13 protein-coding genes are annotated in these 14623 nt (G+C 74.5%); 9 read left to right on the top strand and 4 right to left on the bottom strand.

Translation table 11 applies throughout. The features are described from left to right. Nucleotides 1-138: 138 nt before the first annotated feature. Complete coding sequence (locus tag KBY32_RS17330; RefSeq protein WP_210980677.1) at nucleotides 139-816, top strand: vancomycin high temperature exclusion protein; 678 nt, start codon at nucleotides 139-141, stop codon at nucleotides 814-816. Between the two features lie 103 nt (nucleotides 817-919). Beyond that, nucleotides 920-3085, top strand: coding sequence for a molybdopterin oxidoreductase family protein (locus KBY32_RS17325; RefSeq protein ID WP_210980676.1), 2166 nt, complete (start codon nucleotides 920-922; stop codon nucleotides 3083-3085). Here the strand turns inward: KBY32_RS17325 and KBY32_RS17320 are convergent. Then, a complete protein-coding gene (locus KBY32_RS17320) occupies nucleotides 3045-3515 on the bottom strand; it encodes a gamma-glutamylcyclotransferase family protein (RefSeq protein ID WP_210980675.1) in 471 nt (156 codons plus the stop codon). The genes KBY32_RS17325 and KBY32_RS17320 overlap by 41 nt on opposite strands. Nucleotides 3516-3616: 101 nt before the next feature. Between KBY32_RS17320 and KBY32_RS17315 the strand changes: the two genes are divergently transcribed. The 4 genes from KBY32_RS17315 (at nucleotide 3617) to KBY32_RS17300 (ending at nucleotide 7851) form a co-directional block, all read left to right on the top strand. Then, nucleotides 3617-5263 carry a M4 family metallopeptidase gene (locus tag KBY32_RS17315; RefSeq protein WP_210980674.1) on the top strand — a complete coding sequence of 549 codons (1647 nt, stop codon included), beginning with the start codon at nucleotides 3617-3619 and terminating at the stop codon, nucleotides 5261-5263. A 111-nt stretch (nucleotides 5264-5374) separates the two neighbouring features. Beyond that, nucleotides 5375-6301 carry an aminoglycoside phosphotransferase family protein gene (locus KBY32_RS17310; RefSeq protein WP_210980673.1) on the top strand — a complete coding sequence of 309 codons (927 nt, stop codon included), beginning with the start codon at nucleotides 5375-5377 and terminating at the stop codon, nucleotides 6299-6301. Between the two features lie 267 nt (nucleotides 6302-6568). Further along, complete coding sequence (locus KBY32_RS17305; protein WP_210980672.1) at nucleotides 6569-7087, top strand: hypothetical protein; 519 nt, start codon at nucleotides 6569-6571, stop codon at nucleotides 7085-7087. A gap of 92 nt (nucleotides 7088-7179) precedes the next feature. Next, the gene (locus KBY32_RS17300) at nucleotides 7180-7851 is read left to right on the top strand and encodes a class F sortase (RefSeq protein WP_210980671.1); all 672 of its coding nucleotides are present in this window, start codon (nucleotides 7180-7182) and stop codon (nucleotides 7849-7851) included. A gap of 15 nt (nucleotides 7852-7866) precedes the next feature. Here the strand turns inward: KBY32_RS17300 and KBY32_RS17295 are convergent, their stop codons facing one another. Then, a complete protein-coding gene (locus KBY32_RS17295; RefSeq protein ID WP_055620828.1) occupies nucleotides 7867-8649 on the bottom strand; it encodes a TSUP family transporter in 783 nt (260 codons plus the stop codon). Nucleotides 8650-8858: 209 nt separating this feature from the next. On the opposite strand from KBY32_RS17295, the gene KBY32_RS17290 reads away from it, so the two are divergent. The 3 genes from KBY32_RS17290 to nirD are packed head-to-tail and all read left to right on the top strand — an operon-like array spanning nucleotide 8859 to nucleotide 13029. Next, complete coding sequence (locus KBY32_RS17290; protein ID WP_210980670.1) at nucleotides 8859-10070, top strand: NAD(P)/FAD-dependent oxidoreductase; 1212 nt, start codon at nucleotides 8859-8861, stop codon at nucleotides 10068-10070. Then, complete coding sequence (gene nirB / locus KBY32_RS17285; protein WP_210980669.1) at nucleotides 10070-12682, top strand: nitrite reductase large subunit NirB; 2613 nt, start codon at nucleotides 10070-10072, stop codon at nucleotides 12680-12682. The genes KBY32_RS17290 and nirB overlap by 1 nt, the downstream gene beginning before the upstream one ends. After that, nucleotides 12679-13029 carry a nitrite reductase small subunit NirD gene (gene nirD / locus KBY32_RS17280; RefSeq protein ID WP_055620831.1) on the top strand — a complete coding sequence of 117 codons (351 nt, stop codon included), beginning with the start codon at nucleotides 12679-12681 and terminating at the stop codon, nucleotides 13027-13029. The genes nirB and nirD overlap by 4 nt, the downstream gene beginning before the upstream one ends. A gap of 88 nt (nucleotides 13030-13117) precedes the next feature. On the opposite strand, the gene KBY32_RS17275 is transcribed toward nirD, so the two are convergent. Further along, a complete protein-coding gene (locus KBY32_RS17275) occupies nucleotides 13118-14104 on the bottom strand; it encodes an oxidoreductase (protein WP_210980668.1) in 987 nt (328 codons plus the stop codon). Between the two features lie 76 nt (nucleotides 14105-14180). After that, nucleotides 14181-14597, bottom strand: coding sequence for an excalibur calcium-binding domain-containing protein (locus KBY32_RS17270; RefSeq protein WP_210980667.1), 417 nt, complete (start codon nucleotides 14595-14597; stop codon nucleotides 14181-14183). Nucleotides 14598-14623: the final 26 nt, after the last annotated feature.

Here is a 14623-nt window from a genome sequence, read left to right as displayed (position 1 = left end):
CGGTGTGAGGCGGCTTGACCTGCGGTTCCATCGACCGGCGTGAGGCCGGTCACGCCGGGGCGGGTGAACCGCGCCCGGTGCGGGGGCGTCCCTTGAGGCGGGGGCTCACGGGGAGCCGCCCGGGGAGGGGGCCGGCGGATGCGTCTGCGGAGGCCGCGCCTGCCGCGCACCCGTGCCGGGCGCCGGCGGCTGGTGCAGGCCGTGATGGCGGTGAGCGTCCTGGCGCTGCTGCCGGCGACCTGGACGCGGCTGGCCACGGACGGCCGGCTGCGCACCGCGGCGGACGTGCCGCGCACCGATGTCGCCGTCGTCTTCGGGGCGGGGCTGTGGGACGGCGAGCCGTCCCCCTATCTCGCGCACCGGCTGGACACGGCGGCCAGGCTGTACCGGGCGGGACGGATCGAGGTCGTCCTGGTCACCGGGGACAACAGCCGCAAGGACTACGACGAGCCGGACGCGATGCGCGCCTACCTGGTCCGGCACGGCGTGCCCGACGCCCGGATCGTCAGCGACTACGCGGGCTTCGACACCTGGGACTCCTGTGTCCGGGCCAAGCGGATCTTCGGCGTCGACGAGGCGGTGCTGATCAGCCAGGACTTCCACATCCGGCGGGCGGTGGCGCTCTGCCAGGAGGCCGGGGTGACCTCGTACGGCGTCGGCGTGGCCGCCCGGCACGACGTCACCTGGTACTACGGCGGGGTGCGGGAGCTGTTCGCGGCCGGCAAGGCGGCACTGGACGCCGTCGTCGAACCCGACCCGCGCTTCCTCGGGCGCCGCGAGACCGGGGTCGCGGACGCGCTGGCGCGGGCCAGGTGACCGGGGCCTCACGGTGGCACCCGGCGCGCGGGGAGGTCGCCGTGCCGCTCGTGTAACCGGGGAGCCTGCGCGTATGTAACACGTGCGACGCACGCTGAACGGCATGCCGAACATCGCGACGCCCACGCACTGCCCGTACTGCGCCCTGCAGTGCGGTATGAACCTCACGCCCACGCAGGACGGGGGCGTCGCGGTGGTCGAGCGCCCGGACTTCCCGGTCAACCGGGGCGCGCTGTGCGGCAAGGGCCGTACGGCGCCCGCGGTGCTGGCCTCCGGGGTCCGGCTGACCACACCGCTGGTGCGGTCGGGCGGCGCGCTGGTGGAGGCGAGCTGGCCGGAGGCGCTGGACCGGATCGCCGAGGGGCTCGCCCGCACCCGCGCCGAGCACGGCCCGGACGCGTGCGCGGTCTTCGGCGGCGGCGGGCTGACCAACGAGAAGGCGTACGGCCTCGGCAAGTTCGCGCGGATCGTGCTCGGCACCTCGCAGATCGACTACAACGGCCGGTTCTGCATGTCGTCGGCGGCCGCCGCCGGGATCAGGGCGTTCGGCCTGGACCGGGGGCTGCCGTTCCCGCTGGAGGACATCCCGCGGACCGGCTGTGTGATCCTCGTCGGCTCCAACCTGGCGGAGACCATGCCGCCGTCGCTGCGGTTCTTCCAGGAGCTGCGCGACAACGGCGGCACCCTGATCGTCGTCGACCCGCGCCGCACCCGGACCGCCGAACAGGCCGACCTGCATCTCGCGCCGCGCCCCGGCACCGATCTCGCGCTGGCCCTCGGGCTGCTGCACCTGGTCGTCGCCGAGGGGCGGGTCGACGAGGAGTACGTGAGCGAGCGCACGGCCGGCTGGGAGGAGGCGCGGGCCGCGGCGATGGCGCACTGGCCGGAGTACGTGGAGCGGATCACGGGGGTGTCCGTTCCCGAACTGCGCGAGGCGGTCCGGATGTTCTGCGAGCCGGAGCACGCCATGGTGCTGACCGCGCGCGGACCCGAGCAGCAGTCCAAGGGCACCGACACGGTGGGCGCGTGGATCAACCTGTGCCTGGCGACGGGCCGGGCGGGCCGGCCGCTGTCCGGCTACGGCTGTCTGACCGGGCAGGGCAACGGGCAGGGGGGGCGCGAACACGGCCAGAAGGCCGACCAGTTGCCCGGGTACCGCAAGCTGGACGACCCGGCGGCCCGCGAGTACGTCGCCGGGGTGTGGGGCGTGGACCCGGACCGGCTCCCGGGGCCCGGCCGCAGCGCGTACGAGCTGCTGGACGCGCTGGGCGGCGACATCAAGTCGCTGCTGCTCATGGGGTCCAACCCGGTGGTGTCGGCGCCGCGCGCCGCCCATGTCGAGGAGCGGATCAGGTCGCTGGACTTCCTCGCCGTGTGCGACGTCGTGCTGTCGGAGACGGCCGAACTCGCGGACGTGGTGCTGCCGGTGACGCAGTGGGCGGAGGAGACGGGGACGACGACGAACCTGGAGGGCCGGGTCCTGCTGCGCCGCCGGGCGATCGACCCGCCGCCGGGGGTGCGCAGCGACCTGGAGGTGCTGCACGAGCTGGCGGCGCGGCTCGGCGCGGACGAGGGCCTGGAGAAGGGCTTCCCGGTGGACGCGGAGGAGGTCTTCGCGGAGCTGCGCCGGGCGAGCGCGGGCGGTCCCGCGGACTACTCGGGGATCACCTACGAGCGGCTCGCGGAGGAGAACGGCGTCTTCTGGCCGTGCCCCGCGCCGCCGGACGGCGACGGTGTGACCGAGCACGTGGACGACCCGGCCCGGGAGGACGACGCCGCCGGCGACGAGTCGGGGGCCGTCCCGCACCCGGGCACGCCCCGGCTGTTCCTGGACCGGTTCGCGACGCCCGACGGGCGGGCCCGGTTCGTGCCGGTGGCGCACCGGGCGGCGGCCGAGGAGCCCGACGAGGAGTACCCGGTGCTGCTGACGACGGGCCGGGTCGTGGCCCAGTACCAGTCGGGTGCGCAGACCCGGCGGGTCGAGGAGCTGAACAGCGCGGCGCCGGGGCCGTTCGTGGAGCTGCACCCGCGGCTGGCGGCACGGCTCGGGGTGGCCGAGGGCGAACCGGTGGCCGTGGTCTCGCGGCGGGGCCGGGCGGTGGCACCGGCCCGGGTCACGACCACCATCCGCCCCGACACGGTGTTCATGCCGTTCCACTGGCCGGGCGAGGGCCGCGCCAACACCCTGACCAACCCGGCGCTCGACCCGACGTCCCGGATGCCGGAGTTCAAGACGTGCGCGGTGCGCCTGGAGACGGTCGAGCGCTAGAGGCTCGGCGTGCCTTCCAGTCGCCGCTCGCCAGCGGTGTGCCGTGGGCGCGCAGCCGGGCGGCGACGGCGGGCGCGGCGACGTACACCCAGGCCCGGACAAACGCGCCGTCGCCGGTGCGCAGCACCTCGCGGGCGACCCGCTCGTAGAGGTTGCGCGGGTCGCCGGGGCGGTACTCCTCCAGCCGGTCGAGCGCGGCGAGCAGGTCGGGGTAGTCCTCGGGCCGGACGGTGACGACGTCGCCCTCGACGGTGCCGGCGCCCGGTTCCTCCACGGCGTACGGGTAGCCGGGGCCGTCGTACAGCAGTGCTCCGCGCAGGCGGCCGGGCTCCTCGGCGAGGGTGCGGCCGCGCAGCAGCGTGTCGTGGTGGGGCTCGCCGGGGCGCAGGGTGCCGTAGACGAAGAACGGCAGTCGGGGAGAAGGGGTCACGGAACCGATTCTGACCCCTCACACACCTCCACGACCTCACCCTGGCCATGGCATGTGCACGCCCTCTTGAATCTTGGTCACCGCCGAGATCAAGGAGAGCGATGAGCCGAATACGGCCGTACTTCAAGGGTTCCCGTCCGGCCGCGGCGGGTGTCGCCGTCGCCGTCGCCGCCCTGATGGCCACCGCCCTGTCCCCCACCGCCGGCGCGGAGGAGACGCCCACCCGGGCCACCGCGCTGAAGAACGCGGCGGCCGTCCTCGCGGACCTCCCGGGCACCCTGGGCCTCACGCCCCGGCAGGACACGACCGTGCGGGACGTGGTCGTCGACGCCGACGGCACCCAGCACGTCCGCTACGACCGCACCTACCGCGGACTGCCGGTCCTCGGCGGCGACTTCGTCGTCCACCTGGCGAAGGACGGCACCTACCGGAGCGCCTCCCGCGCCACCCGCAAGGCCCTCTCCCTGACCGGCGTCACGCCCCGGATCGCCGCGCCGAAGGCGGCCGACCTCGCGGCGGGTGTGCTGCGCGCCGCCAACGCCGGGCAGACGCTGCGCCGGCTGACCGCCCGGCCGGAGCTGGTCGTCGACGCCCTGCACGGGACACCGAAGCTGGCCTGGCGGACCGACGCCGTCGCCCAGGACTCCCTCGGCAACCCGGTCGCCCGCACGGTGCTCACCGACGCCCGCACCGGCGCCCGGATCGACGCGTGGGACGGCATCGAGACCGCGAACGGCGACGGGAAGTCGCTGTACTCGGGCACGGTCCCGCTCACCACCTCGGGCTCCCAGCCGGCGTACCAGCTGAAGGATCCGACGCGCGGGAACACGTACACGGGCGACGCGGCGAACAAGACGGACCTGTGCATCCTGACGGTCTGTCTGAACCGCGCCCCCGCCACGGTGTTCACCGACGCCGACGACCACTGGGGCGACGGCACCACGGGCGACCGCTCGACGGTCGCGGTGGACGCGCAGTACGGCACGGACGTCACCTGGGACTACTACCGGGACGTGCACGGCCGCAACGGCATCGCGGGCGACGGCAAGGGCTCGTTCAACCGTGTGCACTACGGCAACAAGTACAACAACGCGTTCTGGGACGACAGTTGCTTCTGCATGACCTACGGCGACGGTGACGGCACCCAGCTCGGCCCGCTGGTCTCGCTGGACGTCGCCGGACACGAGATGTCGCACGGCGTGACGTCGAAGACGGCGGCCCTCACGTACTCGGGCGAGTCGGGCGGGCTGAACGAGGCGACCTCCGACATCTTCGGCACGCTGGTCGAATTCCACGCCGACAACACCGCCGAGCCGGGCGACTATCTGATCGGCGAGCGGGTCGTGCGCTCCGGGCTCGGCCGGGACGCCCTGCGCTACATGGACAAGCCCTCGCGGGACGGGCAGTCGGCGGACTGCTGGGACTCCTCCACGGGACAGCTCGACGTCCACTACTCCTCCGGGGTCGGCAACCACTTCGCGTATCTGCTGGCCGAGGGCAGCGGCGCCAAGACCATCAACGGCGTCCGGTACGACTCCCCCACCTGCGACGGCTCCACGGTCACCGGAATCGGCCGGGCCAAGCTCGGCACGATCTGGTACCGGGCGCTGACGGTCTACATGACGTCCTCCACGACCTACGCGGGCGCCCGCACGGCGACGCTGAACGCGGCGAAGGACCTGTACGGGACCGGCGGCGCGGAGTACGCGGCGGTGGCCGCCGCCTGGAAGGCCGTGAACGTGGCCTGACGGCACGGGAGGTGAGCGCGGCCGGCCGGTGCGAAAACGGCTGGCCGCGCCGCTGTGTGCAGCCGTACCTTGGCGGCGCGTCCCGCCCGTCCGTGTGCCCCGAGGAGCCGTATGCCGTCCCGCCCCGAGTCGCCACCGGTCCGTATGCACGCCGACGAACTGGACGTCGACGAGGCCCTGGTGGAGCGGCTGGTCGCCGGGCGGTTCCCGCACTGGGCGGGGCTCGGGGTGCGGCGCGTGACGTCCGCCGGGACGGACAACGCGATGTTCCGCCTCGGGCCCGGCCTCGTCGTACGGCTGCCCCGGCTGCCCGGCGGGGCGCGGCAGATCGGCACCGAGCACCACTGGCTGCCACGGCTGGCCCCGCACCTCCCGCTCACGGTCCCGGCGCCGCTCGCGCTGGGCGAGCCGGGCGCCGGGTACGGGCTGCCGTGGGGGGTGTACGCGTGGCTGGACGGCACAGACGCCTTCGACGCCCCGCCCGCCGATCTCACCGCGGCCGCCCGGGAGCTGGGGCGTTTCGTCGCCGCGCTGCGTTCGGTGGACGCCGCCGGGGGCCCGCCGTCGCACCGGGGCGGCCCGGTCCGCGCGGGCGACGCGGACGTACGGACCGCGATCCGCGACCTGGGCGCGGCGGGCGCGCTGGACGCGCGGGCGGCGACCGGGGTCTGGGAGGACGTGCTCCGGGTCCCCGACTGGGGCGGCGCCCCCGTCTGGCTGCACGGCGACCTCCTGCCGGGCAATCTGCTGACCTCCGGCGGACGGCTCACCGCCGTGATCGACTTCGGCTGCTTCGGCACCGGCGACCCGGCCGCCGACCTCCTGCCGGCCTGGGCCGTTTTCGACGCCGGGAGCCGCCAGGTCTTCCGCGCGGCGGCCGGCGCGGACGACGCCACCTGGGAACGGGGCCGGGGCTGGGCCCTGCGCTTCGGGCTGACGGCGGAGCACTACTACGGCGAGGTCTGCGGCAACGGCACCAACCCGGTGCTGGCGGCCGTGGCCCGGCGGACGGTGGCCGAGGTGCTGGCGGAGCGGTGACGCCGGCCCGCGTCACCCGTTCACACGCGTGTCCCCCCGGACAACCGAATCGCCTCCGCCGATTCCGCCGCTGCCCCGGTGACCTGCTGAAACGGCGTCCGCGCCGGGCTCGTGGGCGGGTCGTGCGGCACCCGTTCACCCCTCTCCCGGCCCGGTCTCGACAAGCGCCCGCGCGCCGCTGCGACTTTCCTCGGAAGGGCAGGGGCTCGGCCGAGACGGCGGCACATGGGGGTGCCGCGGGCCGTGCTCCCACTCGGAGGAGCATCGATGCGACGTACCGCCCGTCTGCTGACCGGGGCCGCGCTGGCCGCCGGTTCCGTGGGGCTCGTCGTCGGTCCCGCGTACGGCGGTGACAGCGGCGGCCTGGAGGTGTTCCCCTCCTCGGTCGAGCCGGGCGGGGAGGTCACCGTGCACACGGAGTTCTGTCCGCGGGGCGCCGCCGCCGGTGACGCCAGCGCGGTGGGCGCCGGAACGTTCACGCTGTCGCCCAGCACGCACGACGAGCAGGCGGCCGGCCGGTTCCGGGTGCCGCCCAGCGCGCAGCCGGGGACGTACGAGATCGTCGCGACCTGCGCGGAGGGCGGCCGGAAGGTCACCGGCGACCTCGTGGTGACGCTGACCGCGCCGCGCGGGCAGACGCATCCGCGCGGCAGTGTGAAGACGGGGGTCGGCGGCACGTTCGGCCGCGACCCCGTACAGACCGCGGCCGGTGTGACGGCTCTCGCCGTCGCCGCCGCGGGCGGTACCTGGCTCCTGCATCGCCGGGCGAGAGGCGACGGGATCTGACGGACACCCTCCGCTGTCCGTCCGCCGGTACCGCACGTCCTCTCCCCCTCCGGGTCCGACGCCCCTCGCGGCCCGGAGGGGGATGAGGGCGGATGAGGAAGTCCCAGGAGGCACAGGTGCGCAGTGACCGCAGGATGGGCGACGCCGCGATAGCCGCGGTCAGTGTGCTGGCGCTCGGCTGTGCCGTGCTGCTGCTCGCCGACGGCTCCGCCGAGGACGCCCCGCCGCAGCCGTCGGCGGCGCAGGCCGCCCTCCCGGACGGGCCGGGCGCCGGGGCGCGGGCCGCGGGCACCGCCGCGCGGGCCCTGCCCCCCTCCCCGCCCGACCGCATCCGCATCCCCGCCATCCGTGTCGACGCGCCGCTGACCGGTCTGGGACTGACGTCCTCGGGCAGCCTCGACGTCCCGCCGCCCGAGCGCCCGGGCCTCGCCGGCTGGTACGAGTCGGGGACGACGCCCGGTGAGACGGGCACCGCGATCGTCGCGGGCCATGTCGACAACGCCGACGGACCGGCCGTCTTCTACCGGCTCGGCGCCCTGCGCAAGGGCGGCACCATCGAGGTGGACCGCCGCGACGGCGGCACGGCCGTGTTCACCGTGGACGCCGTCGAGGTGTACGACGCGAAGGACTTCCCGGACGAGAAGGTGTACGGCCCGGCGGCCCGCCCCGAGCTACGGGTGATCACCTGCGGCGGCGGCTACTCCCGGGCGACCGGCTACCGGGGCAACGTGGTCGTCTTCGCCCATCTGACCGGCAGCCGCTGAGAACCTTCCGGCGGGTCAGGCCAGCCACTGCTCGTACGCCAGCTTCGCCACCAGCGCGAAGACCACCGTCAGCAGCACGACCCGGACGAAGCCGCTGCCCTTCTTCAGGGCCGTACGTGCCCCCAGCGTGCCGCCCGCCAGGTTGAACACGGCCATCACGGCGGCCAGCTGCCACAGGACCGTGCCCTGCCAGGCGAAGGTCGCCAGCGCCCCGGCGTTGGTGCAGCAGTTGACGATCTTCGCGGTGGCGGACGCCGTGACGAGGTCCAGGTGCAGCACGGCGGTGAGCGCGAGCACCAGGAACGTGCCGGTGCCGGGGCCGATGAGGCCGTCGTAGAAGCCGATGCCGAGGCCCGCGAGGCCGATCGCGGCGAGGACGCGGCGCGGCGACACCGGCCCCGGCGCCGGGGCCGTGCCGAACGCCGGGCGCAGGATGACGAAGGCGCCGACCGCCAGCAGCACCACCATGATCACCGGCTTGAGGACCTCGGTGGACATCCCGGCCGCGAAGAAGGCGCCGCCGCTGGAGCCGGCGAGCGCCGCGAGGCCGATGCGCACGGCGAGCCGTACGTCGACGGGGGCCTTGCGGACGTAGGTGACGGCGGCACCCGTCGTGCCGACGATCGCCACCGCCTTGTTGGTGCCGAGCGCGTACGCGGCCGGGGTGCTCGCGGGCAGGCCGAGCAGCAGGGCGGGCAGCAGCAGGAGACCCCCGCCGCCGACCACGGCGTCGATCCATCCGGCCGCGAGGGCCGCGAGGCACAGGACGGCGACCATGGTCAGCGATATGTCGGGCATGGTCGAGACCCTAGACAGCCGATGTGTGCACAGTCCACGCACATGAGGGTCTTCTGAGCTTCGGGCGCCCCGCCCCGTCCCCTCACAACGGCCCCTCACCTGCCCCGTCGAACCCTCACATCCGGGCCCCGCCCCCGCTGAGGGCAGCGTTCCGCACGGGAAACAGAAGGGATGCTGCCGGGAAACACCCGGCCCGCAGGCTCGTTCGCATGACCTCGAATACGCGTGTGGTGGTGATCGGCGCCGGCCTCGCGGGCGTACGGCTCGCCCGGCGCCTCGGCGAGCTCGGCACGGACGTGACGCTCGTCGGCGACGAGGAGCACCGCCCGTACAACCGCGTCCTGCTCGCCGAGGTGCTGGCCGGACGCTACAGCCCGGACGTCATCGCCCTGCCGGAGCCCGCCGGGCTGGTCCGCGGCCGGGTCACCGGCGTCGACCGCGCGGCCCGCACCGTGCGCCTCGCGGACGGGCGGGCGATCGGATACGGCACCCTCGTGCTGGCCACCGGCTCCAACCCGGTGCTCCCGCCGCTGCGCGGTCTGTTCACCCCCGACCACGAGCTGCCGGAGGGCGTCCACGCCTTCCGCACCCTGGACGACTGCCTCGGCCTGTCCAAGGCGGTCCGGCCGGGCGTGCGGGCCGTCGTGATCGGCGGCGGGCTCCTCGGGGTCTCCGCCGCCCGGGCGCTGGCGCTGCGCGGCGCCCAGGTCGTGCTCGCCCAGCAGTCCGAGCGGCTGATGGAGCGCCAGCTCGACCCGGCCGCCTCCGCGCTGGTCCGGCGGCATCTGACCGGCCTCGGCGTCGAGGTCCACACCGAGCTGCGGGTCCGGGACGTGCGCTGCGTCGGCGGCGCGGTCCGCTCGGTGGAGATGGCCGACGGCTACGCGCTCGACGCCGACCTGGTCGTCCTGGCCTGCGGTGTGCACCCCCGGGTGGGGCTCGCCAAGGCCGCCGGCCTGGAGGTCCGCAAGGGCGTCGTCGTCGACGACGAGCTGCGCACCTCCGACCCGCACATCCGGGCCGTCGGCGACTGCGCCCAGCACGCCGGGACGGTGTACGGGCTCGCCGCGCCCGCGCTGGAACAGGCCGACGTGCTCGCCGCCTCGCTGGCCGGACACGGCTCCGCCCGCTACCTGGGCACCCGCGCGCTGACCCGGCTGACGCTGGCCGGCGAGGGCTTCTTCGACCTCGCCGCGTTCGGCGAGACGGAGCCCCTGCCCGGGGACGACGTCGTCCAGCTGACCGACGCCACGCGCGGCACCTACCGCAAGGTCGTCGTCCGCGACGACCGCCTGGTCGGCGGGGTCCTCGTCGGCGAACTCGGCACCGTCGGCGCGCTCGCCCGCGCCTGGGAGGGCGCCGAGCCGCTCCCCGGCGACGCCCCTCTGCTGCACCTGCTCACCAACGATGGAGGCTCCTGATGACGGCCACCCCCGGGGCGACCCCCACGATCGTGCTCGTCGGCCACGGCATGGTCGGCCAGCGCTTCCTCGAGGCGCTCGCCGAGCGCGGCCTGACCGCCACGCACCGCGTGGTCGTGCTCTGCGAGGAGCCGCGTCCGGCGTACGACCGCGTGGCGCTCACCTCCTACTTCTCGGGCAAGAGCCCCGAGGACCTGTCGATGACCGACATGGAGTTCATCGAGACGCACGGCATCGAGCTGTACGTCGGCGACCCGGCGGTCACCGTCGACCGCGAGGCCCGCAAGGTCACCGCCCGGTCCGGTGAGGTCTTCGGCTACGACACGCTCGTCCTCGCCACCGGCTCGTACCCGTTCGTGCCGCCCGTGCCGAACAAGGACGCCGACGGCTGCTTCGTCTACCGGACGATCGAGGACCTGCTCGCGATCGAGGAGTACGCGAAGTCCCGGGCCACGGTCGGTGCCGTGGTCGGCGGCGGGCTGCTCGGCCTGGAGGCGGCCGGCGCGCTCAAGGGCCTCGGCGTGCAGGCGCACATCGTGGAGTTCGCGCCCCGGCTGATGCCGGTGCAGGTCGACGAGGGCGGCGGCGCGGCCCTGCTGCGCACCATCGAGGACATGGGCCTCAGCGTCCACACGGGGGTCGGCACCCAGGAGATCGTGGTCGACGCCGCCGGTGCCGTGACCGGGATGAAGCTGTCCGACGGCTCCGAACTCGCCACCGACATGGTGGTGTTCTCCGCCGGTGTCCGCCCCCGCGACCAGCTGGCCCGCGACTGCGGTCTGACGGTCGGCGAGCGCGGCGGCATCGCGGTCGACGAGCAGTGCCGTACGGTCTCCGACCCGCACGTCTTCGCGATCGGCGAGTGCGCCCTGGCCTCCGACGGCCGGGTGTACGGCCTGGTGGCGCCCGGCTACGAGCAGGCCGAGACGGCCGCCGCGACGATCGCCGAGGACGAGGCGTCCTTCACCGGCGCCGACCTCTCCACCAAGCTGAAGCTGCTCGGCGTGGACGTGGCCTCCTTCGGCGACGCGCACGGCACCGCCGAGGACTGCCTGGACGTCGTCTACTCCGACTCCCGCGCGGGCCTGTACAAGAAGCTCGTCGTCGGCCGGGACGGCACCCTGCTCGGCGGCATCCTGGTCGGGGACGCGGAGGCATACGGCACGCTGCGCGCGTTCACCGGCTCGGTCCCGCCGGTCTCCCCCGAGTCTTTGGTGCTGCCGGCCGGCGCGGGCGCCCCGGCGCAGCTCGGCCCGTCGGCGCTGCCCGACGACGCGGTGATCTGCTCCTGCCACAACGTCACCAAGGGCACGATCCGCGGCGCGGTCACCGAGCACAGCTGCACCACCGTGCCCGAGGTGAAGAAGTGCACCAAGGCCGGTACGGGCTGCGGCAGTTGCGTCAAGGTCCTCGGCCAGCTGGTCACCGCCGAACTGGAGGCGTCCGGCGTCGAGGTCGACAAGGGCCTGTGCGGCTGCTTCGGGCAGACCCGCGAGGAGCTGTACGAGATCGTCCTCGCCCTGCGCATCACCACCTACCAGGACCTGCTCGACCGCTACGGCCGGGACGGCGCCCGGGGCGGCGACGGCTGCGAGATCTGCAAGCCGACGGTCGCGTCGATCATCGCGTCCCTGGCCCCCACGATCGGCGCGAGCGGCTACGTCCTGGACGGCGAGCAGGCGGCCCTGCAGGACAGCAACGACCACTTCCTCGCCAACCTGCAGAAGAACGGCTCCTATTCGGTCGTCCCGCGCATCCCCGGCGGCGAGGTCACCCCCGAGGGCCTGATCGTGATCGGCGAGATCGCCCGGGACTTCGGCCTCTACACGAAGATCACCGGCGGTCAGCGGATCGACATGTTCGGCGCCCGCGTCGAGCAACTGCCCCTGATCTGGGCCCGGCTGGTCGACGCCGGCTTCGAGTCCGGCCACGCCTACGGCAAGTCGCTGCGCACGGTGAAGTCCTGCGTCGGCCAGACCTGGTGCCGCTACGGCGTCCAGGACTCGGTCCGCATGGCCATCGACCTGGAGCTGCGCTACCGGGGGCTGCGGTCGCCGCACAAGCTGAAGTCGGCGGTCTCCGGCTGCCAGCGCGAGTGCGCGGAGGCCCAGTCGAAGGACTTCGGCGTCATCGCCACCGCCAACGGCTGGAACCTGTACGTCGGCGGCAACGGCGGCGCCACCCCGCGCCACGCGGACGTGCTCGCCCAGGACCTCTCCGACGCCGAACTGATCCGGCTCATCGACCGGTTCCTGATGTTCTACATCCGCACCGCGGACCGTCTGGAGCGCACCAGCGTGTGGCTGGAGCGGATCCCGGGCGGCCTGGACCACGTCCGCGACGTCGTCGTGGAGGACTCCCTCGGCATCTGCGAGGAGCTGGAGTCCCTGATGGCGGCACATGTCTCGCACTACCGCGACGAGTGGGCCGAGACCATCAACGACCCCGAGAAGCTCGCCCGGTTCGTCTCCTTCGTGAACGCGCCCGACACCCCCGACCCGGTCGTCGGCTTCGTCCCGGAGCGCGACCAGATCAAGCCCGACCTGCCCCTGCTGTCCATCGGCCTGCGTCCCCGCGCCGAAGACGTCCTGGAAGGAAGCGCCCAGCGATGACCCTGGCTCCCGAGATCACCGATGTGAAGGTCCACGTCCGGGTGGGCGGCCACTGGCTCCCGGTGTGCGACCTGGCCCGGCTGCTGCCGGGCCGGGGCGTGGCGGCCCTGCTCCCGGACGGCGGCCAGGTGGCCCTGTTCCGGGACCGGTCCGGCCGGCTGTACGCCATCGACAACCGCGATCCGTTCGGCGGCGCGGCGGTCCTCTCCCGCGGCCTCACCGGCACCCACCGGGGCCGCCCGTTCGTCGCCTCCCCGCTGCTGAAGCAGCGGTTCGACCTGGAGACGGGACAGTGCCTGGACGACGAGGAGGTACGGGTGGGGACGTATGAGGTGCGGGCGGGGTGAGCGGCCGCCGTTCAGTGGGGTGAGGACTCAGGGCCGTAGGGCCTCGTAGTTCGCGCCGGTCACCGTAGGGCCTCGTAGTGCACGCCGGTCACCGTGTGGCCTCGTAGTGCACGCCGGTGAGGCGGGCCGAGGCGTCCCAGAGGAGGGCGCTCGCCCGGTCGTCGAGGGTCCAGGGGGCCCGCCAGGCCGGGGCGGGCGCGCCGCGCCAGTTCAGGAGCGCGGGGCCCGTGAAGGAGTCGGGCCGTACGCCGGGGGCGGTGGCCGCGTACAGGACCGGCAGCGCGCCCGCCGTCGCCGGCTGGGCGAACACCCGGTTGGCGAGGTGCGCGAGCCGTTCGCCGGTACGGCTGCCCGCCATCCGCGGCCCGGCGGCCTGGAGCCCGGTGTCCGCGTACCCGGGATGGGCCGCGGCCGCCACCACGTCGGCGTCCCGTGCCGCGAGCCGTCGCGCCAGCTCGTGGACGAAGAGCAGGTTGGCCGACTTGGACCGCGCGTAGGCGGTCCATTTCCGGTACCGGCGCTCACTGTTCAGGTCGCGCAGATCGACGTTGCCCATCAGGTGCGCCGGGCTGGAGACGGCCACCACCCGGGCGCCGGGCGCCGCCAGCAGGGCGGGCAGCAGCAGGCCGGTGAGCGCGAAGTGCCCCAGGTGGTTGACGCCGAACTGCGTCTCGAACCCGTCGGCCGTCGTCCCGTACGGCAGGGCCATCACCCCGGCGTTGTTCACCAGTAGGTCGAGCCGGTCGTACGGCAGCGTGGCGGCGAACTCGCGCACCGAGCCGAGGTCGGCCAGGTCCAGCCGCCGCACCTCGAGCCGTGCGCCGGGGACCTCGCCGGACAGCCGGTCCTTCGCCGCCGCGCCCCGGGCCTCGCTGCGGCAGGCGAGCACCACGCGCGCCCCGTGCGCCGCCAGCTCCCGTGCGGTGGCGAGGCCGATCCCGCCGTTGGCCCCGGTGACGACGGCGGTCCGGCCGTCGAGGGCGGGGATGTCGCGGGTGCTCCAGCCGGATGGGCCGGGCAGGCGGGGCTTGCCGGGCAGGCGGGATGCGCAGGGCAGGCGGGGCGTGCGGGCCATGCGGGGCTCCTTCCGCGCGGGTCGCCGCGTGGGCGCCGGTCCCAGCCTATGAGCGGCCGGACCGGCTCGCCGCATGTCAGCGGTTCGCGCGCCGCCGCTGGACCGCCAGCATCACCGTGCCCCCGGCGAGGACGGCGACCAGACCGCCCGCCGCGATGTACGGCGTGCTGTCGGAGCCGCCGGTCTCGGCGAGGTCGGTGCCGCTCTGGCCGGTGTCGTCCGCCCCCTCCGTACCGGCGTCGGACTCCTTGTCGTCCTTATTGTCGACCGGGACGAAGCCGGCGGGCGGGCTGTCGCAGCCGATGCCGTCGCCGTCCCGGTCCAGATGGGACCCGTAGTGCCGGTCGCCCTCGGGGATGTCCGCGTAGCCGCTCGCGTACGCCTCCGAGCAGTTCTCGAACGGGTGGTTCCCGTCGTGGGCGGCGGCGGTGGCGGGCAGCGCGGCCAGTGCCAGCGCGGCGACGAGGGCGCCGGGGGTGCGGAGCGGGTTCACGGCGGGTCCTTCCCTGGTGACTCGGA

This window comes from Streptomyces sp. RK62 (assembly GCF_018070255.1).
GTDB lineage: Bacteria > Actinomycetota > Actinomycetes > Streptomycetales > Streptomycetaceae > Streptomyces > Streptomyces nigra.
Note: the sequence above shows the minus strand (reverse complement) of the source record. Positions and strands in the feature narration are given on the sequence as shown.

Coding starts and splice junctions, on each gene's coding strand:
- KBY32_RS17330 (WP_210980677.1), top strand. CDS start 139: ATGCGTCTGCGGAGGCCGCGCCTGCCGCGCACCCGTGCCGGGCGCCGG.
- KBY32_RS17325 (WP_210980676.1), top strand. CDS start 920: ATGCCGAACATCGCGACGCCCACGCACTGCCCGTACTGCGCCCTGCAG.
- KBY32_RS17315 (WP_210980674.1), top strand. CDS start 3,617: ATGAGCCGAATACGGCCGTACTTCAAGGGTTCCCGTCCGGCCGCGGCG.
- KBY32_RS17310 (WP_210980673.1), top strand. CDS start 5,375: ATGCCGTCCCGCCCCGAGTCGCCACCGGTCCGTATGCACGCCGACGAA.
- KBY32_RS17305 (WP_210980672.1), top strand. CDS start 6,569: ATGCGACGTACCGCCCGTCTGCTGACCGGGGCCGCGCTGGCCGCCGGT.
- KBY32_RS17300 (WP_210980671.1), top strand. CDS start 7,180: ATGAGGAAGTCCCAGGAGGCACAGGTGCGCAGTGACCGCAGGATGGGC.
- KBY32_RS17295 (WP_055620828.1), bottom strand. CDS start 8,649: ATGCCCGACATATCGCTGACCATGGTCGCCGTCCTGTGCCTCGCGGCC.
- KBY32_RS17290 (WP_210980670.1), top strand. CDS start 8,859: ATGACCTCGAATACGCGTGTGGTGGTGATCGGCGCCGGCCTCGCGGGC.
- nirB (WP_210980669.1), top strand. CDS start 10,070: ATGACGGCCACCCCCGGGGCGACCCCCACGATCGTGCTCGTCGGCCAC.
- nirD (WP_055620831.1), top strand. CDS start 12,679: ATGACCCTGGCTCCCGAGATCACCGATGTGAAGGTCCACGTCCGGGTG.
- KBY32_RS17275 (WP_210980668.1), bottom strand. CDS start 14,104: ATGGCCCGCACGCCCCGCCTGCCCTGCGCATCCCGCCTGCCCGGCAAG.